The sequence below is a fragment of the Trueperella bernardiae genome (assembly GCF_030246965.1).
GTDB classification, from domain to species: domain Bacteria; phylum Actinomycetota; class Actinomycetes; order Actinomycetales; family Actinomycetaceae; genus Trueperella; species Trueperella bernardiae.
The window spans coordinates 663,521-683,277 of sequence record NZ_CP127099.1 but is presented as its reverse complement, the minus strand read 5'-3'; the positions used below and the strand labels follow the sequence as shown (position 1 = coordinate 683,277).

Sequence of the window (19,757 nt, the reverse complement as noted above, 5' to 3'; positions counted from 1 at the left end):
AGGTTCATCCTAACGGATGCCGCCGCCGGATCCCCCACCGAACGAACCGCCACCGCCGCCGGAGGAGGAGAAGCCGCCCCCGCCCGAGGACGAGGAGGTGGCGTCGTTGTACGCGGAGCTGAGCGAGGAGGAGATCGAGGAGGCCATGGACACCGAGTTCGGGGTGAAGCTGGACTGTGTCGCGTAGTCCGGGTCCACGATCTTGAACTGCTCCTGGACCTCCTGCGCGATCCCGAGGTAGCCGGCCCACACCATGTACTGGTCCCACAGCAGCACCTGGGAGGCGCCGCGTTCGGCGAGCAAGGAGAAGTCCGTCAGGTAGTTGCGCAGCATGACGACGCGGCGGGCGAGCTCCTTGCCGCGGTCGGTCGCGTCGTACTTGGTGGTGGGGAACACGCCCAGCACTCTCTTCTTCGTCTTGACCATGAGGCCCTGGTGGATCATCTCCAGGCGTGACTGATCGAGCGCTTCTTCCCGCCACCGCTTCATGGTAGAGACATTCCTGCGCGTGTATCGCTCGATCTCGCTGGCCTGCAAGATCCCGTCCTCGCCGGCAGCTGCCATCATTATGGACCACAGCCATTGCTCGGTGGGCCCTTGGATCACGGGCTCGCGCTGGATAATGAAGGCCGGCTCGTCGCGCTTGAAGAAGCGGCCCCGCTCCATCGTCGTCTCACGCACGGCCCCCTGCCCCACCCAGGTGAGGAAGAGCGCGGTGGCGAGTCCGGGCAACGGAGAGCCATAGAGGGCCACGAGGTCCTCCAGTCGGCCGTCGTAGGGGATGTCGCGCCAGTACTCGTCCTTTTCCACCCGGCCCGCGAAGCCGTGCTTCGTCGAGTTCTTCGACCTCCTGGCCACATCGAGCCCGATCGCAACGAACGCGATGGTGAGAAGCGCGGGGATGGGGATCGACAGCAACTTGCCCGTCGATGACGATTCTCCCGTGACCAAAAAGTCGCCCTCGGAATCGTCGCCGCGATCGGAAAAGTCCGAGCCCTCCTTCGCCTTCGCCTCGAGGGACTCGGCGGTGTGGTCGAGCTGCGAGGTGGTGGCGAAGGGCCCCTCGGGGAAGATCGCGAGCATGACCATGTGGTCCGAGGAGTCGATCGGCCCGGAGGAGCTGGCCGTTAGCGCGCTAGCTGTGATCGCCGTGCGGCCCTCGTAGCCGAACCCCCACACGCGCGAGTTTTCCTGCGTGTAGGTCATGCCGATCGCGTTCGTCAGTGAGATCGAGATCGACTCACTGTACGTCATGTTGTAGGGGATGAACTCCCAGTACACGGCCTGGGCGCCGTCGGTGAGGTTCTTGACCACGTTCGTCACCGTGTACGTCATGACGGCGGTGTGGGTGCCGTACGTGCCAAAGCCGAAGGCGAGCTCGTAGCCGTCGTCGAGGGTCACGACGCCCGACTGGCCGGCTTTCTCCTCCAGGCTGCGGTCCACGTCCCACTCGCCCACGTCGGTCAGCAACTTGCCATCGAGCACCACGGAGAAGTCCGAGACCTTCGAATCGGCGAGGTTGCCGAGCGAAATGTAGTGCTCGGTGCCGTCCTGCGCCGTGAACGTGCGGGTGTCGGTCACGCGCATCGACCCGTCCGATTGCAACTCGGCCACGATGTCGATGCTTGAAATCTCGGTCGCCTGTGCCGGGATCGGGGCGAAGAGCGCCGGGATCAGGACAAGTGCAAAGGCGAAGACGAGGCGTTTCATGACCAGCCCGGCATCTCGTTCTTCGTGGCCGTGTTTTCGAAGTAGGCCTCCTGCTTGAAGCCGAACAGCGCGCCGACGATCATCGAGGGGAACTGGCCGCGGTAGCGGTTGAGTTTGGTCACCGCGTCGTTGTAGAACATGCGCGAGTGGCGCACGTTGTCCTCAAAGCGCGTCACTTCGCCCATCGCGGACTGGTAGGTCTCCGACGCGCGCAGCTGCGGGTAGGCTTCCGCGAGCGCGTTGAAGCGGCCGAGCATCGAGCCGAATGCCTGGTCGTCCGCCGCCACGTCGGCCGGGGTGGAGGTGGGGCGCAGGGGCGCGCGCTCCTTCGTCACGGCCAGAAGGGTCTCGGCCTCGTGCTCCGAGTACTGTTTGGCGGCGGCGATCACCGAAGTCAGGGCATCCCAGCGGGATTCGATCTGGGTGGCGATCTGCCCCATTGCGTTGCGAACGTTCTCCCGCAACGCCACGAATCGGTTGTAGGTGACGATGACCCACCCCATGAAGGCCAGGAGCAGGAATCCGATGATAAGAATGATGAGCAATAATGTAGGCATGGCCCCCATTATGACATCATGGCGCACGCCACTGCACCAGGGGAGATCTGGCAGATACCCCTAAGCGAACTGACGTCAGGATTGCGCTTCCACGAACCAGCCGTACGTGAAGACCACGCCGAGCTCTTGCCCCACCTCTCGCGTCCGCATGGTTTCCGGCTCGGTCACCACGAGGGTGCCGAGCGGCGTCTCCACCTCGTACTCCATGTGCGTGCGCGCGAAGATGGCACGCATGACCCGGCCGGTCACCATCCCCTGTTCCGGTTCGGTGAGCGCAAGGGTCTCCGGCGGCACGACGACGTCGGCCCGGCCCGGTACGAGTTGCTGGACGGTGGGCAGCCCCAGCCAGACTCGCCCAAACTCCACGTGTGCCACGCCCTCGCTGGCCCGGCTGATCTTGGCGCTCAGGATGTTGGGGATGCCCATGACGCGCGCGCAGAATGCGGTGGCGGGCTGACGGTAGAGCTCGGCCGGCCTTGCGCACTGGACGATGCGCCCGCGATCCATGATCGCCATGGTATCTCCAAGCCGGCATGCCTCCTCCACGTCGTGGGTGACGTAGATGGCGGCGATCTTGTTGCGCCGCACCTGCTCGATAATCGTGGATTGGATCGAGGCGCGCAGGGAGGGATCGACGTGGACGAGCGGCTCGTCGAGGAGGAGGATTCGCGGTCGGCGAACGAGGGTGCGGGCGAGGGCCACGCGCTGGGTCTGCCCGCCCGACAGGTGCTCCACGCCCACGTGTGCCAGGCCCAGGATGTTGAGTTGGGCGAGCGTGAGGTTGACCAGGTCCTCGCGCTGGGAGGGGACAAGGCCGGTGTCGTCGAGCCCGAAGGCGACGTTGTCCCACACGTCGCGGCCGGGAAAGAGCACGGAGTCTTGGAAGACCGTGCCCGTGGAGCGCCTGTGCATGGGCAGAGAGTCCAGGTCACGGCCGAAGCTGATGCGCCCCGAAGCCCGGATGGCCCCCGAGATGGCGTGGACCAGGGTGGACTTGCCGCACCCGGATGGCCCGACGATCGAAAGGACCTGCCCGGGTTCCACCCGCAACGACACGTCCTGCACGATCCCCGCGCTCACACGGTCGACGACGAGCGCCATCGCTTCCTCCTCACTTCGATCCACAGCACGCCGGCCACCGCCAGCAGGGAGATCACCAGCATGCTCATGATGATGCTCAGGCCGAACGCTTGCCCGTCTGCGGCGGCGGCGACCTGACTTTGGACGGCCAGAGGGGTCAGGGCAAGTCTGCCCCCGACGTCGATAAAGATGGCCGGCGCGCTGCGCGTGAGGACCAGGCCCGTCAGCAGCGCGACCGCGATCGTGAGGGTGGGCCACACGATCGGGAGAAGCTCGCCGGCCAGGCGCAAGCGGTAGGCCCCCGCGTCACGCATGGCAGCAACGAAGGGCCGGATGTCGAGGCGGACGATCACCATCGCCAGCACCGCCAGCGGCAGCACCAGCAGCAGGTAGGCCAACACCACCCCGAGGAAGCCCTGGTAGAGCGAATCGACGCCCACGATCGGCGGCACCAGCTTCGCGCCGGCCAGCTCCATCCAGTCGCTGTGCAGGGCACTGACGAACACCCCGCCGGTGGTCTGCGCACTAAGGACGAGCACGAGCGAGGGATAGACGAGCAGGTGTGCGCGGCGCACGGGCACGGCCATGACGATAAGGCCGGCGAGGATGAGGGCGACGGTCACGACGACGAGGAGGATGGCCACGGTCGTCGTGACGGACAGGGAGGCAGAGCGCCTCGCGTTGGCCGCCACGATCCAGGCGAGCGCCACCAGGGGAACTGCGAGCGCGAACAGCAGGCCAGCCCAGGGCTGCGGGGCCGGCGGGCTGGGTGAGGCGGGGTCGACACTGCGGATCCGCGCCGTCAGCGCCCGGCTGAGCGGGAGCGAAACGAGCGCCGCGATCGCACACGAAATAGCGAGGGCCGCGGGCATGGCACCGGGCCGGTTGGTCGACATGCCGATGAGGATCTCGGAGGCGAAATACCGCCGCGTGCCACCAAAGACAAGGGTGAGCGTGGGGTCGGTGAGGGTGAGCAGGCCGGCCACGGCCGTGGCCATGAGAACGCCCCGGGCCGCTTGCGGCGCCACCAGCCTGGCGGCGATCGCGGAGCGCGGCAGACCGAGTGCCCTGGCCTCGATGAGATGGCGATCACCCACGGCCGCCAGGGCCAGGAGCGACACAGCAAAGCCGATCGGCACCGAGGAGATCGCGCTGGCGAGGATCACCACGCCCGTACCGTCCACGTCCAGGCCGAAGGGAGGGTAGGTCAGGGCCAGCGCCCACGTGGCCGGCGGCAGAAGGAAGGGCGTGACGGCCAGCATGGCAGTGAGCACGCGGAAGCGGCCGAAGCGGTAGCCGAGCGCCAGGGCCATGCCCGCCAGCGCGGAGACGAGCCCGGCGGCCAGCGCCACGACCAGGCTGCGCGGCAACGCCTCCAGGTAGGGCGAATCGCCCAGCCGGTCACGCTCCCACGTCGCGATGAGCTCGGAGCGGTGGGCGCCCGCCCGCTCGATGTCCTCCCCGAAGATCGGCACCGCCACGGCATCGAGCGTGGTGCTCAGGTTACCAGCGAGCGCCGCCGACGTCGGATACTGCGTGGAAGCCGCCGCACTCACCATCTGCCCCTCATCGGCGATGGCGTAGCCGACAAAGGCCTCGGCCAGCTCGGGGCGCGTGGTCCCGGCCAGCACCCCCACCGAGCCGATCTCGAAACCGACACCGTCGGCGAAGTAGACCGGGTGGACCGCCTTGCCAGCGTTCCGCTCCGCCAGACAGTAGGAGTCAAAGGTGAGAGCCAGGGGAAGCCGCCCGCCGGCCACGATCGGCGCGGGGAACGTGCCCGACGTGGTGTAGGTGCCCACATTCTTCTCCAGCGCCCGATAGTAGGCCCGTGCCCCGTCCTCCGAGCCAAGCCGCTCGACCTGGCTCCACAAGATCGTGGCCGCCGTTCCCGACGTCGACGGGTGCGGCATCGCGATCGCATCGGCGTAGGCCGGGTCGATGAGGGCGTCCCACGAAACTGGCGCCACGGCGTCGTTGGCCACGCACAGGCTGAGTACGCCGCCGTAAATCCCAAACCAGCGCCGGCCGGGATCCTTCCAGCGCCCCGGGATCGAGTTGGCCGGCTCGCTCGCAAGCGGGCGCAGCAGACCGTCGGCGGCGGCCTGGGTGTAGGCCTCGGCTGGGCCGCCCATCCACACGTCGAACTCGCCGCGCGCGTTGGGCGAGGAGATGTGGGCGAGGGCCTGCGACGTCGGCACGCGCACCACCAGCGCATTCACCCCCTGAGCCGCCTCGAAGGAGTGCGCCACCGCCTCGCACGCCTCGGCCTTGTTCGAGCACAGGATGGTCAGGTCCGGCTCCGTCTGACGTGTGAGGAGCGCCCCGATGATTCCCACCGCGATCAGCGGCGCCACCACGAGCCAGGCATGGCGGTGGAACCAACGGGAATGACGCATAGAAGAGAGCATAGTCGCGCTACTTCCTTCTATGCGCCATCCCGCACTCGCCGATTACTCGTTGCCCTGAGTCTCCAGGCGTATGAGTTCCTCGCGAGCCTCCATCATCTTCCTCTCATCCTTACCCACGATCATCATGAGGACGAAGGCGAGGACCACGATGGCGGTCAGCGTGGCGTACGTGACGTTCCAGCCGAAGCGGTCAATGAGGATGCCGACGCCGGTCGAGGCGAGCGTTGCGCCGAGCAGATAACCGAACATGCCGGTGAAGCCCGCCGCGGTGCCCGCCACCTCGCGCGGCGAGAGGTCAATGGCCTGCAGGCCGATGAGCATGACGGGGCCGTAAATGAGGCCACCGATAATGGCGATGAGCACGTAGAAGATCCAGATCGGGGCGGTGGCCGGCAGCTGCCAGTAGGCCACGAGCGCGATACCCACGCCGGCGATGAACAGCATGCCTGCGCCCGAACGCCAGCCCTTGAACACCTTGTCCGAGATCCAGCCGCACAGGATCGTGCCGACAATGCCCGCCAGCTCGTAGATCGCAAACCCGATGATGCCGGTCTTGATGTTCGCGCCATGGATGACGTCGGTGAGGTAGACCGGGATCCAGGACAGCACGCCGTAGCGCAGTGTGTAGACGAACACGTTGGCGATGGCGAGCAGCACCACCACGCGGTTGGTGAGGACGTGCTTGAACAGCATCGTCTTCCACGGCAGGTTCTTCTCCTTGCTCTCCACCTTCGCCGGGTCGTTACGGTACTCCTCGATCGGGGGCAGGCCCACCGCCTCCGGCCGATCGCGCAGCATGAAGAAGATGAGCACGGCGATGACGAGCGCCACGATGCCGGGGACGAGGAACGCAGGCGTCCAGTCCGAATCGGAGGTCTGGAACTGGTCCAGCGCCCACACGGCCAGCAGGCCCAGGCCACCGGCGCCGACGTTGTGAGCGGTGTTCCACAGCGACGTCATCCAGCCGCGCTCGGAGGTGGAGAACCAATGCACGAGGATGCGGCCCGACGGCGGCCAGCCCATGCCCTGCGCCCAGCCGTTGATGAACATGACGGTGGCGAAGATCCCCACCGACCCCACGATCGAGGGCACGAAGGAGATGACGATGTTGATGATGGCCGACAGGGCCAGGCCGATCGGCATGAAGTAGCGGGCGTTAGCTCGATCTGAGAGCATCGCCATGAAGAACTTCGACAGGCCGTAGGAGAAGAGAACGGCGTTGGCCACAATGCCAATCCCGACCGTGTTCATCAGGTCATATTCCTTGAGCAGGCCCGAGACCAAGGAGACGTTGTTGCGGATGAGGTAGAAGGCTGCATACCCGATGAAGATGCCCATGAAGACCTGCCAGCGCATGCGCTTATAGGTCTTGTCAATCTTCTCTTCGGGGAGCCGGGGCGCGGCCGGCGGTGCTAAGAGCACACCGAGCCCGCGTGATGTCTGTGCCATGATTGTCCCTTTCGCATGAGCGCATCGTTGCGCCGATACGTCGATGCTAAAAGGGGGCCAGTAACAGCGCCGGAAGGCAAAGTTACACTTGGTAACCGGCCCGTTACTCTTGGGCCGAGGCTTGCTCCTGGACCGAGTAGCCCTCCCCGCGGTGCGAGCGGATCACGACGCCGACCCCGGACTTCTCCAGCGTCTTACGCGTGCGGTAGATCGCGGTTTTGAGCATCTCGCGCCCGCCGTGGTGGTCGGGGGCGCCCCACGCCTCGTTGAGGAGCTGACGGTGGGTGACCACGGCGCCGGCGTGGCGAATGAGGGTGGTGAGGAGGCGGACCTCGGTGGCGGAGATGTTGAGGCGACGCCCGCGCCACGTGGCCTCGAGCCGGTCCGCGTCCACCACCAGCTCGCCGATGGACTCGCGCACCTCATCCGGGTAGCTGCGCCGCAAGAGGGCCTGGGCGCGCAGCGCCAACTCCTGGGGCGAAAACGGCTTGGTGATGTAGTCGTCCGCGCCGGCCTCCAGGCCTCTGATGCGGTCCTCCACGTCCGAGCGGGCGGTGAGCAAGATGATCGGCAGGTCACCGACCTGGGAGCGGATGCGCGCGGTCAGGTCGAGCCCCGAACCGTGCGGGAGCATGATGTCGAGGACCGCAAGGTGAAAGTGGGAAGTGGACAGCAGTTGCCACGCCTCGGCGGCGCTGGCCGCCGTTAGGCACGTAAATCCTTTGGATTCGAGGGCGAAGGTGACGATGGCGAGCATCTGCGGCTCGTCGTCCACCACAAGGACGCGCGGCATCATTCACCTCCCGGATTGCCCAGCGGCAGGAGCACCACGATCGTGGTGCCGACGTCGGGGCGGGTATCAACCATGATCTTTCCGCCGTGTGCCGCCACATTTTCCTGTGAGACGAGCATACCAATGCCCGAACCCGGCCGGCGGCTCGATCCGGTGGCGAACGGGGTGAAAAAGCGTTCCAGATCCGCGCTGTCCATCCCGTTACCGTGGTCGGTGACCTCGAGCAGGGCTCCCCCGTCCTCCGCCTGGTTCACCCGCACGCGCACCCCGTCCTCGCCCTCCGAGTGGCGGATGGCGTTGTTGACGAGGTTCCACACGAGCTGGCGGATGAGCTGCTCGTCGGCATACAGCGGCAGGATCCCACCACGCACGTCCACCAGGATCGGGATGTCAGTGGTGCGGCGCAGGGACTGGGCGGCATCCCCCACGACGTCGCGGATATCCACCAGGTCGAGCCGTAGCGCCGCCCCGTCCTTAAGCCGGCGCTGGACGAGCGAGTTCTCCGCGATTCCGATCGCCTGGGTGGCATTATCGAAGATCGTGGACACGAAGCTAGCCTGGGTCTCGTTCAGCGGGCCGGGGCTCTCCCCCATGAGGAGCTCGGCCGAGGCCTCGATGAGCGACAGCGGCGTGCGGATCTCGTGGGCGACCACCGCCGGCTGGCTCTCATACCGCGTGACTTCCACGCGCGCACGCTCCAATTCTGAGGTCAGGCGACTGTTGAGGACGGCGAGCCTGGCAATGATCCCCGCCGCGACCACCGCGATGATGATGGCCGCGATCATAGCGTGAGCTGCAGATCCGGCTTGAGCTTGCCCGAGCGGGGCGAGACCAGCGCCGCCGGCTCGTCGCCCACGAACGTGGCAGCAGGCCAGGGCTCGCCGCGCGTTCCCTCCGTGGAGGCCGTCCGCTTGTCGATGAACAGACCGTTGCGCAGGGCGCGGGCCTCGGCGTCGTCGATCGCCATGACGGGGAAGACCTGCCGGCACACTTGCGCCATCGAGGCCGCGGGCAACTGCGCCCCTATGCTTGCCAGGTCACGCAGCTGGGCGACCGTCCGCGCGTCGTCGACGTGCCAGGGCCCGATCTGCGTGCGGCGCAGGGAGGTTAAGTGCGCGCGGGTTCCGAGCGCCTCGCCGACGTCGCGGGCAAGCGCCCGCACGTACGTTCCGCTCGATGCGGTGACGACGACGTCGAAGTCGGCAACCGCCACATTCCGCCCGCCGAGCTGGATCTGACTGCGCTCGACCAGGCCGGTGCGCTCGAAGCGCTCGATGCGGATGGGGCGGGCGGCGAGCTCGACGCTCTCCCCCTCACGCGCCAAATCATGGGCGCGCTTGCCATCCACCTTGATCGCGGAGACCGTGGAGGGCACCTGCATGATGTCGCCCGTGAGGGCGGCCAGCGCCGCGTCGATCGCCGCGTCCGAGGCCACCGGCGGTTCGGCCGGCGTCAGCTCGCCCTCGGCGTCGTCGGTACTTGATCCGACCCCGAGCCGGATGCGCGCCTCGTAGGTCTTGTCCGCGCCCACGAGGTACTGGATGAGCTTCGTCAGCCGGCCGGTGGCCACGATGAGCAGGCCGGTAGCCATCGGGTCAAGCGTGCCGGCGTGGCCCACCTGCCGGGTGGCGCCCAGGCGGCGCAGCGCGCCGACCACATCGTGCGAGGTCACGCCGCGATCCTTGTCGATCAGCAGCAGCCCCTCACACGGCGCCTCGCCGCGCGGCAACTCGCCCCAGGGCTTCGGGCGCGCCTGGCGGGCGATGGCCCGCTGGCGGTTCCGCTCCCGCCCCTTCGGCACTACTCCTCGCCCTCGGCGTCCTCGAACTGGCTGCGGTAGGGGTTCTCCCCGCCCGCGGGCACGGCGCCCTCGGCGCGCTTGCGGATGTCATCATCGCGCTGGCGGGCAGCCGCGAGCAGGTCCTCCATCGCGCGGGACGATTCGGGGAGGGAATCGAGCAGGAACTCGATCGACGGGGTCAAGCGCAGGCCGAGCTGCTTGCCCACCGCCGAACGGATCATCCCCTTCGCCGACTCGAGCGCGTGGCCCGACTGACGGCGCTCCTCCTCCGATCCCATCACCGTGTAAAACACGGAGGCATGCTGGAGGTCCCCCGTCACGCGCACGTCGGTCACCGTCACCATTCCCAGGCGCGGGTCCTTCAACTTGGTATCGATAAGCCGGGCAACGATCTGGTGAATCTGATCCGCTACCCGATCAACACGTGTATTGGCCATGGTTCTCCTTTGCGTCAGGCGCCCGCATGCGGGCGCGAATGCCGCGGGGCGCCTCCCCGGCGCCCCGCGTGCCACTTAGTCGCGCGGCTTTTCGCGCATCTCCCACGTCTCGATGATGTCGCCCTCGGCGATGTCGTTGAAGCCGAGCGTGATACCACACTCGTATCCCTCACGAACCACCGTCACGTCATCCTTCTCGCGGCGCAGGGACTCGATCGTCAGCTCCGGAGCAACAACCACGCCATCGCGCACCAGGCGCGCCTTGTGGCCACGGTTGATCGTGCCGCTGCGCACGATCGAGCCCGCGATGTTGCCGAACTTGCCCGAGCGGAACACCTGGCGGATCTCCGCGGTGCCCACCTCGACCTCTTCGTAGATCGGCTTGAGCTTGCCCTTGAGCGCGGCCTCGACCTCGTCGATCGCGGAGTAGATGACGTTGTAGAACTTCATCTCCACGCCTTCCTGGTCGGCCAGCTCCTGCACCCGCTCGGCGGGGCGGACGTTGAAGCCGATGATGACCGCGTTATCCACGGTCGCCAGGTCCACGTCCGACTGGGTGACAGCACCCACGCCGCGGTGGATGACCTGCAACTCGACCTCGCCCTGGCCCACCTCGATCTCGAGGAGGCTGGCCTCGAGGGCCTCAACCGAACCGGAGGAGTCACCCTTGATGATGAGGTTGAGGGTCTCAACCTTGCCCTCCTCGATCGCGGCCGTGAGGTCCTCGAGCGAGATGCGCTTGCGGCGCTTGGCCAGCGTGGCGGCGCGCTTGGCCGCCTCGCGGCGCTCGGCGATCTGGCGGGCGGTGCGGTCGTCGTCGGCAACAATGAGCTGGTCGCCAGCACCCGGCACCGAGGTCAGGCCCAGCACCTGGACGGGGCGCGACGGTCCGGCCTCGTCCACGTTGTTACCGTGCTCGTCAATCATCGCGCGCACGCGGCCGTAGGCCGTGCCCACCACGATCGAATCGCCAATGTGGAGCGTGCCGTCCTGAATGAGGGCGGTGATGACTGAGCCGCGGCCCTGGTCGAGCTTCGCCTCGATCGCCACACCGCGCGCGGCCTTGTCCGGGTCCGCCTTCGGCTCCACGAGGATGTCCGAGGTGGCGACCACGGTGGACAACAGCTCGCCGATGTTGATGCGCTGCTTGGCCGAGATGTCCACGAACGGCACGTCGCCGCCGTAATCTTCCGCCACCAGGCCGTACTCGGTCAGCTGTGCGCGGACCTTCGCCGGGTTCGCGCCGTCGACGTCGATCTTGTTGACGGCCACCACGATCGGCACGTCAGCCGCCTGCACGTGGTTGATCGCCTCCACGGTCTGCGGCATGACGCCGTCGTTCGCGGCCACCACGAGGATGGCGACGTCGGTGACGTCCGCACCGCGGGCACGCATCTGCGTGAACGCCTCGTGACCCGGGGTATCGATGAAGGTGATCGAGCGGCGTTCGCCCTCCACATCCACGTGCGTCTGGTAAGCGCCGATGTTCTGGGTGATGCCACCAGCCTCGCCCAGCGCCACGTCCTCATTGCGGATCGCGTCGAGCAGCTTGGTCTTACCGTGATCGACGTGACCCATGACCGTGACCACCGGCGGGCGAGGAAGCAGATCCTCCGGATCGGTCTCCTCGCGCTCGGCTTCCAGATCAATATCGAAGGCCTCGAGGATCTCGCGATCCTCATCCTCCGGGCTCATAATCTTGATGTCGTAGCCGAGCTCGGCACCCAGCAGCTGGAACGTATCCTCATCAAGCGACTGGTTGGCGGTGGCCATCTCGCCCATGCGGAACAGGACTGTCACCAGCGCCGCCGGATCGGCGTCGATACGCTCAGCGAAGTCAGCCAGCGAGGAGCCCGCGCGCACGCGCACAGTCTGCCCGTTGCCGCGCGGCACCGAAATGCCGGCGACCATCGGATTTGGCTGCTCCTCCCACTCCTGGCGCTTCATCCGCTTCGACTTGCGACGGCTACCGCCGTTGCGCTTACCAAACGCTCCGGCCGTGGAACCGCCACGCGCCTTACCGCCGGAGCGGACGAAGCCGCCCCCGCGCTGGTTGTTCGACGTGCCGAAGGTGTTACCACCGGTGGTGGCCGGCCTGCCGCGGCCGCGGCTACGGTTCGCGTCAGTCTTGATGTGCTCCGGCATCATGTTCGGCGACGGGCGCGGACCGCCCGCCGGCTTCGGAGTCTTCTTCGCCGAATCCGAACGCATGCCCTGCTTCGGCGCGAACGGCGAGTTACCCGGACGCGGGCGCCCCATCCCCTGCTTGGACGCAAACGGCGAGTTACCCGGACGCGGACCGCCACGGCGCGGCTGCGGGCGCGGCGGGGCCGCATCGCGCGCAGCCTGGGCCGAGCGAGCGGCCTCACCCGGGGTGGCGATCGTACGCTTGTTGGCCGAGGCCGGGGTGGCCTTCGGTTCGGCTGCCTTCGCCTCGGGCGCCTCCTGCGCCGCATCCTTGTTTTCGTCAGCGACGCGCGGGCCCGGGGCGGGCTTATCGGACGGCTTGGAGGCCATCGCGGCCGGAGTCGGGGCCGACTTCGCGGCAGGCTGAGCCTCCTGCTTGTCGCTGATAGCCGAAGCCGCGGGGGCGGCCTGGGCCTTGGCGGGCGCTTTCTTTGCGCCCTTACCCGAGGGCTTCTTCACATCCTCAGGATGCTTGTCAAAATATTCGCGTGCCTTACGCACGACAGGTGCCTCGATACTCGAGGACGCCGAGGTTACAAATTCGCCACTTTCCTTCAGCACTTCCAAGAGCCTCTTGGACGTCACGCCGATTTCCTTGGCGAGTTCATGTACGCGGACCTTTGCCACAGTTCTCCTTATTCTTTGGTCCGCGCGCTCCGGCGTCAGACCTCTTGCAGACAGCTCATCGCTGGGTACTCATCGGGTGCCCATCGGCTTTCTACCCGCTTTCATCTCTTGGGCTTGCGCCCATCGGTCATTTCTCGAGCCAAGAGGTGCATCGCCTCGTCACTGACCTCGCACCGAAAAGCACGATTCAGCGCACGTTTACGCAACGCCAACTCGACACATTCGGGCGTGGGATGGACCCACGCCCCGCGCCCTCCCGCCGCGCGATCAGGATCGGGGACAGCCGCCCCATCCTTCAGCGCGATACGAAGAAGTTCGTGGGAATGTACAACACCTCGGCAACCGACGCATGTGCGCATGGATACGGAACGAGAGTGTGATGACATACCTAAGCTAGTCTATCCCACCCGCGAAGTACTGGGCACGGCCGGCCCGGGTGAGTTAGCTCAACTCTTGAGCCGAACGCTTATCCTCGGACGCCTTGCGGATGTCGATCGACCACCCGGTCAGCTTCGCGGCCAGGCGCACGTTCTGCGCCTCCTTGCCGATCGCGAGCGAGGCCTGATCGTCGGGCACGATCGCCCGCGCCTGACGCGTGTCACGATTGAGCACATCTACCCGGATGGCGCTGGCCGGCGACAGGGCAGCGGCGATGAAAAGCGCGATGTCGTCGTCGTAATCGACGATGTCGATCTTCTCCCCCTGCAGCTCCTGGGTCACCGCTCGCACGCGCTGCCCGTTCGGGCCGATGCACGCGCCCTTGGCCGCGACAGTCGGGTCATTCGACCACACGGCCACCTTCGAGCGGTGGCCCGCCTCGCGCGCGAGCGCCACGATCTCCACCACCCCGGACTCGATCTCCGGGACCTCGGTGGCGAACAGCTCGCGGACGAAATCCGGGTGCGAGCGCGACAGGCGGATCGACGCCCCGCGCGGGCCGACGTTGATGTCAAGGATGAGGGCGCGGATGAGGTCCCCGTGCTTAAAACGCTCGGTGGGTACCTGCTCCTCAGCCCGCAGCAGGCCGCGGTTGTCGCCCAGCTCCACGAACAGGTCGCGTGATTCGCCCGGGCCGGCCGTGGTGTCCACCGTGCCGGCTACGATCTTGCCCTGCTTGCCCTTGAAATCGCCCAGGATGCGGGCCGATTCGGCGTCACGCAGGCGCTGGGCAATGATCGAGCGAGCGGTGGAAGTGGCAATCCGGCCGAAGTCGTTCGGCGTGTCGTCAAACTCGCCGATGACGTTGCCCTCCTCGTCCTCCTCCGGCGCCCACACCGTCACCACGCCCGTGGAGCGATTGAGCTCGATGCGCGCGCCGCGGATCGCGCCGGGCGCGCGGTTGTAGGCGTGAAGGAGGGCCTCCTCGATCGCGCCGAGCAGGATATCCAGGTCAACCCCGAGCTCGCTTTCAACGATCTTGAGCTCATTCATTGAGATGTCCATGGTTCCTCCTAAAACTCGATCTGTACGTGAGCCTTGGCGATCTGCTCCAGCGCGATCACGCGCTGTTCGCCATCCAGAGCAAGTGTTACGTTATCACCTTCGATGTCCTCAACCCGGCCGGTGAGCGCATCCCCACTCGTGAGCACCACGTTGGCCAGGCGCCCCTGGGCGCGCGAAAAGTGGCGGGCGTCGTTCAGCTTGCGCTCGGCTCCGGGCGTGGAGACCTCCAGCGTGTAGGCCCCCGAAATCGGATCGGCCTCATCAAGCGTGGCGGAAACGGCCCGCGTGGCATCAGCCAGCTGCTCCGAATCCACGTTCCCCGGGCCGGACGGCAGATCGATGGTCACGCGCAACACCGAGTGCTTGCCGGCGCGCGTGAGCTTCACGTCCTCCAGGAAGAGCCCCCGGCCCTCGATGGCGGGCCGGATGAGATCAACGATTTCAGTTACCTTTGACATGCGTGAAATTCTACCCGCGCCGTGTGGCAGGATAAAGTTATGGCACATCGGCAAGGTTCCACGCTGGCATTTATCGGCACACTGTTACTCGGGATCGCGCTGTTCGCGCTCGTCATGGTGGTCATGGGCGCGCACCTGGACCGCGACGTCTCCCCCGCCCCCGCCTCGGACGCCGAGGTCGAGCGCCAGATGCTCGCCGCGCGCGCAACCGTCATCAGCGACGACCCGGCGTTCGCCGACGTCGCCGCGCACTGGGCCGAGGCCCTCGGCGGTGTGTGGGTGCCGTGGCCCGACGGCGCCCCCGAGGGTTACACCAATCCTGTCGAACCCTACGTGGCCGGCAGCGACACCCACGCCGAGCTCCTCGAGCTTTCCCGCGCCGCCCTCGATTCTTCGCTCGGACCGATCGCCACCTCGGTGGGGATCTCCGCCCTCACGCTGGGCGCCACCGATGCCGACCAGTGCGGCGAGTACGAACTGTCCGACCTGGCCCGCTCCCTCAACTCCGGGGTGTCAGTAGCCAACATCGAAACGGCACGCCAGTGGCTCGAGTGGCACGCCGCCACCATCCCGGCCGGCCAGCGCGACGCCGAACTGGCCCGCATCGACGAGCTGACCGACCTGCTCGACGCCCAGCTCGCCTCAGGCGCACCCGACGACCGCCCGGTCATCGCACCCGAACCCGAAGGGCCCTACGTGGAGGACGCCTTCAACCTGCTCATCGACCAACTGGCCTTCTCCGCCACCCAGGCTGACCCGGCTGGCAAGCAGGCGATCGCCAGCTTCGTGTGCCACATGGCGAAGACCCCGGACGCGCCTCTCATCGAGGCGCTGCCCGGGATCGAATTCGCGAATGCGGAAGGCTAGCCGATCATCGCGGTGACCTCGGCCACCGCGTCCGCGAGCGCCACCTCGCGCCGCTCGCCGCTGCGCCGATCGCGCAGCTCGACCTTTCCGTCCTTCAGGCCGCGCCCGACGACCACGCCGTAGGGCACGCCGATGAGCTCGAAGTCCGCGAACTTCACGCCGGCCGAGACCTTCTGGCGGTCGTCGTAGATGACCTCCACGCCGGCCGCGTCCAGCTCGGCGGCAATGGCGGAGGCTGCCTCGAAGATCTCCGCGTCCTTGCCGGTGGCCAGCACGTGTACCACGGCAGGGGCGACGTGGGCAGGCCAGATGAGGCCGGCGTCGTCGTGGTTGAGCTCGGCGAGGGCGGCGACCGCGCGCGAGACGCCGATGCCGTAGGAGCCCATGGTCACCACCACGGACTTGCCGTTCTGGTCGAGCACCGTCAGATCGAGCGCCTCGGCGTACTTGCGGCCCAGCTGGAAGATATGGCCGATCTCCATGCCGCGCTCGATGCGCAGCGGTCCAGACCCGTCGGGGGCCTGGTCGCCGTCGCGTACCTCCACCGCCTCCACGAAGCCGTCCGCCTCGAAGTCGCGGCCGTAGACCACGTTGAAGGCGTGGCGCTGTTCGGCGTCTGCGCCCGTGATCCAGGACGATCCGCGGGCCACGTGCGGGTCAAGGAAGTAGCGCACGGAGCCGGAGATCTCCCCGTCTTCGCCCACCACGCGGTCGGGCGAGTTGGGTCCGATCCGGCTGGGGCCGATGTAGCCGGGCACGAGCTCGGGGTGGGAGGCCAGGTCATCGGCCGTGGCCATCTCGATCTCGGCAGGCGCCATGTTCGCTTCGATGCGCTTGAGGTCCGCCTCGCGGTCACCCGGCATACCGATGACCACGAGCTCGCGCTCCCCGGTGGGGTGGGTAGCCACCACGACCACGTTCTTTAGCGTGTCCGAGGCCTGCCAGGGCCGGTCCTCACGCGGCATGACGTCGTTCGCCAGGTCCACCAGCGCCTCGATGGTCTTGCAGTCCGGGGTGGCCACGACCTCCTGCTCGGGCACGCCCGCGAAGTCCAGCTCCGGTAGCGGCGCGGTGGTCACGGCCTCTGTGTTGGCGGCATACCCGCCGTCGGAGACCACGAACGTGTCCTCGCCCACCTCGATGGGCGAGAGGAACTCCTCCGAGCGCGAGCCGCCCATCGCGCCCGACGTGGCCGCGCAGATGACGTAGGGCAGGCCAAGCCGGGTGAACGTGCGCTCGTAAGCATCGCGCATGATCTGGTAGGAGACATCCAGGCCCGCGTCATCCACATCAAAGGAGTAGGCGTCCTTCATCACGAATTCACGCGTGCGCAGCAGGCCGGCGCGCGGGCGGGCCTCATCGCGGTACTTGGTCTGGAACTGGTACAGGTTCAGCGGCAGGTCCTTGTACGAGCTGCACTGGTCCTTCACCGCGAGGGTGAACATCTCCTCATGCGTGGGCGCCAGCAGGTAGTCGTTCTCGCGGCGGTCCTTGAGTCGGAACAGGTTCGCGCCGTACTCCTCCCAGCGGTTCGTGGCCTCGTACGGCTCGCGCGGGAGCAGGCCCGGGAAGAGCATCTCCTGAGCGCCCGCGGCGTCCAGCTCTTCACGGATAATCTGCTCAACCTTGCGCAGCACCCGCAGGCCGAGCGGCAGCCAGGTGTAGATGCCCGGCGCCACGCGGCGGATGTAGCCTGCGCGCACCAGTAGCTTGTGGGAATCGACCTCGGCGTCGGCCGGATTCTCGCGGAGGGTCTTAACAAAAAGATGAGACATTTTCAGCACAAAGCCAAGTGTATATGCCCCGGCCGACAATTCCGTATTCGGCCACCATGTGTACCGAGCGCACGACGCCGTCGCTCACCTCTACGCCCGAATGCCCGACTCTCCGCGCGCAGCTCCCGCACCGCCCGTCTCACAGCAAGATCGTCGAGTACTCCCCCACGGTCTTAAATCCCGCCTTCTCGTACACACGTACGGCGGGCAGGTTGTAGTCGTTGACGTAGAGGGAGACCGTGGGCGCGATCGTGGCCTGAACCAGCCGCGCCACCTGCACCATCGCGGCGGTGGCAATCCCCTGCCCGCGCAGGTCGGGCGCGGTCCACACGCCCTGGATCTGCGCCACTCCCCCGGCCAGCGCCCCGATGTCGGCCTTGAACTCCACGCGCTCGCGCCCATCCGTGCCCCGCCCGAGCCGCACGAAGGTGTGGCCCGCCCGCACGAGCCCGTGCACCCGGTGCGAATACCCCGAGCCGTAGGTGAGGGGATCGTAGCCGACCTCCTCGGTGAACATCGCCACCGACGCCGGCAACACGATCGCGCCCTCGCCGATGCGCGCCGGGCGCACCTCGGGATCGGGCGCCACGCTCTCACGCCCGGCGTATACCATCGACAGCTGACTCTCGCGCACCTCACGCGCCACGCCCACCCCGGATTCGATCCGCTCCCACAGGGGCATCACCTGCTCGCGCGGACCCACCAGCGAGGAGAAGATGCGGCGGGTGGACAGGACATGGCCGGCGAGCAGGTCCAGGCCGTCGTCGTCGAAACCAAAGGGGACCAGGTTCGCGCCGTTCCAGGCGACGGCCGTGAGTACACCGGCGTCGTCGAAAAGACCAAGCGCGTGGCTGGGACGCGGCCATCCCTCCTCGATCGGGACGCGGGCCAGGATGGTGGCGACGGGGTCAGTGGCGAGGAGGTCGATGGCCGCCTGCCGGTCGGCCGGTCCCAGCCGGCGTAGCCGCCCGGGCCTGCGCAACCAGCGCACTAGACGATCACTTCGACATGCGAGTCCGGATCCTCGGCAAGCCCCAGCTCCTCGGCCACAATCCGGGCGCGCGCGATGAGGGTCTCCACGATATCCGCCTCCGGCACCGTGTCCACCACCTTGCCGCGCACGAAGATCTGGCCTTTGCCGTTGCCGGACGCGACACCGAGGTCCGCCTCGCGCGCCTCGCCCGGGCCGTTGACCACGCAGCCCATGACGGCCACGCGCAGCGGGAACGTGATGTCTTTCAGGCCTTCGGAGACGTTATTGGCCAGCTCATACACGTCCACCTGCGCGCGCCCACACGAGGGGCAGGAGACGATCTCGAGCTTGCGCGGGCGCAGGTTGAGCGAACGCAGAATCTCCTCGCCCACCTTCACCTCTTCCACCGGCGGGGCGGACAGGGACACGCGGATCGTGTCGCCAATCCCCTGGGAGAGCAGGGCGCCGAAAGCCACGGCCGACTTGATCGTGCCCTGGAACTGCGGGCCGGCCTCGGTCACGCCCAAGTGCAGCGGCCAGTCCCCCGCCTCCGAGAGCAGCTCGTAGGCGCGGACCATCGTCACCGGATCGTGATGCTTGACCGAGATCGCGAAGTCGTGGAAGCCGGCCTCCTCGAACAGGCGCGCCTCGTTGACTGCGGACTCCACGAGGGCCTCCGGGGTGGCCTTGCCGTACTTCTTCAGCAGGCGCGGGTCGAGCGATCCGGCGTTGATGCCGATGCGCATCGCGGTGCCGTTCGCGTTCGCGGCGGCCGCGATCTCCGGGATGCGGTCGTCAAACTTCTTGATGTTGCCCGGGTTCACGCGCACGCCCATGCCCGCATCGATCGCGGCGAACACGTAGCGCGGCTGGAAGTGGATGTCGGCCACCACGGGGATCGTGGCCTGCTGAGCAATGATCTTCAGAGCGTCGGCGTCCTTGTCGGTGGGGCAGGCCACGCGCACGATGTCGCATCCGGCGGCCGTCAGCTCCGCGATCTGCTGGAGGGTGGCGCCGATGTCGTGGGTCTTCGTGGTGGTCATCGACTGCACCGTCACGGGCGCGTCGCCTCCCACGAGCACGTCACCCACCTTGATCTGGCGGGTTTTCTTGCGCCGCCGCAGCACGGCGGGCGCCTCTTTGACGGACGGCATTCCAAGAGAAACTGGTGTATTCACGAACACGATTA

The 19,757-nt window shown here is 67.2% G+C and carries 17 protein-coding genes; 1 reads left to right on the top strand and 16 read right to left on the bottom strand.

From position 1 onward, the window contains the following. Nucleotides 1-9 precede the first annotated feature (9 nt). From QPC17_RS03155 to rimP, 13 genes are all read right to left on the bottom strand, one after another. Nucleotides 10-1,710, bottom strand: coding sequence for a DUF2207 family protein (locus QPC17_RS03155; protein ID WP_101923409.1), 1,701 nt, complete (start codon nt 1,708-1,710; stop codon nt 10-12). After that, nucleotides 1,707-2,267 carry a LemA family protein gene (locus QPC17_RS03150; RefSeq protein ID WP_068538525.1) on the bottom strand — a complete coding sequence of 187 codons (561 nt, stop codon included), beginning with the start codon at nt 2,265-2,267 and terminating at the stop codon, nt 1,707-1,709. The genes QPC17_RS03155 and QPC17_RS03150 overlap by 4 nt, the downstream gene beginning before the upstream one ends. A 75-nt stretch (nt 2,268-2,342) precedes the next feature. Beyond that, nucleotides 2,343-3,368 (bottom strand): ABC transporter ATP-binding protein, encoded by a 1,026-nt coding sequence (locus QPC17_RS03145; protein ID WP_285347457.1) that lies wholly within the window; start codon nt 3,366-3,368, stop codon nt 2,343-2,345. Then, nucleotides 3,344-5,746, bottom strand: a complete 2,403-nt coding sequence (locus QPC17_RS03140; RefSeq protein WP_070448282.1) for an extracellular solute-binding protein — start codon at nt 5,744-5,746, stop codon at nt 3,344-3,346. Before QPC17_RS03140 ends, QPC17_RS03145 begins: the two co-directional genes overlap by 25 nt. Before the next feature lie 54 nt (nt 5,747-5,800). Continuing rightward, nucleotides 5,801-7,207, bottom strand: a complete 1,407-nt coding sequence (locus QPC17_RS03135; RefSeq protein WP_068538418.1) for an MFS transporter — start codon at nt 7,205-7,207, stop codon at nt 5,801-5,803. Nucleotides 7,208-7,310: 103 nt separating this feature from the next. Beyond that, nucleotides 7,311-8,003 carry a response regulator transcription factor gene (locus tag QPC17_RS03130; protein ID WP_068538419.1) on the bottom strand — a complete coding sequence of 231 codons (693 nt, stop codon included), beginning with the start codon at nt 8,001-8,003 and terminating at the stop codon, nt 7,311-7,313. Beyond that, the gene (locus tag QPC17_RS03125; RefSeq protein ID WP_285347456.1) at nt 8,000-8,785 is read right to left on the bottom strand and encodes a sensor histidine kinase; all 786 of its coding nucleotides are present in this window, start codon (nt 8,783-8,785) and stop codon (nt 8,000-8,002) included. Before QPC17_RS03125 ends, QPC17_RS03130 begins: the two co-directional genes overlap by 4 nt. Continuing rightward, a complete protein-coding gene (gene truB / locus QPC17_RS03120; RefSeq protein WP_285347455.1) occupies nt 8,782-9,801 on the bottom strand; it encodes a tRNA pseudouridine(55) synthase TruB in 1,020 nt (339 codons plus the stop codon). Before truB ends, QPC17_RS03125 begins: the two co-directional genes overlap by 4 nt. Then, complete coding sequence (gene rbfA, locus QPC17_RS03115) at nt 9,801-10,238, bottom strand: 30S ribosome-binding factor RbfA (protein WP_062612087.1); 438 nt, start codon at nt 10,236-10,238, stop codon at nt 9,801-9,803. Before rbfA ends, truB begins: the two co-directional genes overlap by 1 nt. Before the next feature lie 75 nt (nt 10,239-10,313). Continuing rightward, complete coding sequence (gene infB, locus QPC17_RS03110; RefSeq protein WP_285347454.1) at nt 10,314-13,052, bottom strand: translation initiation factor IF-2; 2,739 nt, start codon at nt 13,050-13,052, stop codon at nt 10,314-10,316. 101 nt (nt 13,053-13,153) lie between these two features. Next, nucleotides 13,154-13,411, bottom strand: a complete 258-nt coding sequence (locus tag QPC17_RS09610; protein WP_210382941.1) for a YlxR family protein — start codon at nt 13,409-13,411, stop codon at nt 13,154-13,156. 82 nt (nt 13,412-13,493) lie between these two features. Further along, nucleotides 13,494-14,495 carry a transcription termination factor NusA gene (nusA, locus tag QPC17_RS03105; RefSeq protein WP_062612082.1) on the bottom strand — a complete coding sequence of 334 codons (1,002 nt, stop codon included), beginning with the start codon at nt 14,493-14,495 and terminating at the stop codon, nt 13,494-13,496. 8 nt (nt 14,496-14,503) lie between these two features. Beyond that, nucleotides 14,504-14,953: a ribosome maturation factor RimP gene (gene rimP / locus QPC17_RS03100; protein ID WP_062612080.1), complete on the bottom strand. Its 450-nt coding sequence runs from the start codon at nt 14,951-14,953 to the stop codon at nt 14,504-14,506. Nucleotides 14,954-14,992: 39 nt separating this feature from the next. Between rimP and QPC17_RS03095 the strand changes: the two genes are divergently transcribed. Then, the gene (locus tag QPC17_RS03095; RefSeq protein WP_068538422.1) at nt 14,993-15,820 is read left to right on the top strand and encodes a hypothetical protein; all 828 of its coding nucleotides are present in this window, start codon (nt 14,993-14,995) and stop codon (nt 15,818-15,820) included. On the opposite strand, the gene QPC17_RS03090 is transcribed toward QPC17_RS03095, so the two are convergent. The 3 genes from QPC17_RS03090 to ispG form a co-directional block, all read right to left on the bottom strand. Further along, entirely contained in the window at nt 15,817-17,595 is a 1,779-nt protein-coding gene (locus tag QPC17_RS03090; protein WP_068538423.1) for a proline--tRNA ligase, read from the bottom strand. The two genes, QPC17_RS03095 and QPC17_RS03090, sit on opposite strands and share 4 nt — an antisense overlap. A gap of 139 nt (nt 17,596-17,734) precedes the next feature. After that, nucleotides 17,735-18,586, bottom strand: a complete 852-nt coding sequence (locus QPC17_RS03085; RefSeq protein WP_062612074.1) for a GNAT family N-acetyltransferase — start codon at nt 18,584-18,586, stop codon at nt 17,735-17,737. Beyond that, nucleotides 18,586-19,722: a flavodoxin-dependent (E)-4-hydroxy-3-methylbut-2-enyl-diphosphate synthase gene (gene ispG, locus QPC17_RS03080; protein WP_068538424.1), complete on the bottom strand. Its 1,137-nt coding sequence runs from the start codon at nt 19,720-19,722 to the stop codon at nt 18,586-18,588. The genes QPC17_RS03085 and ispG overlap by 1 nt, the downstream gene beginning before the upstream one ends. Nucleotides 19,723-19,757 lie beyond the last annotated feature (35 nt).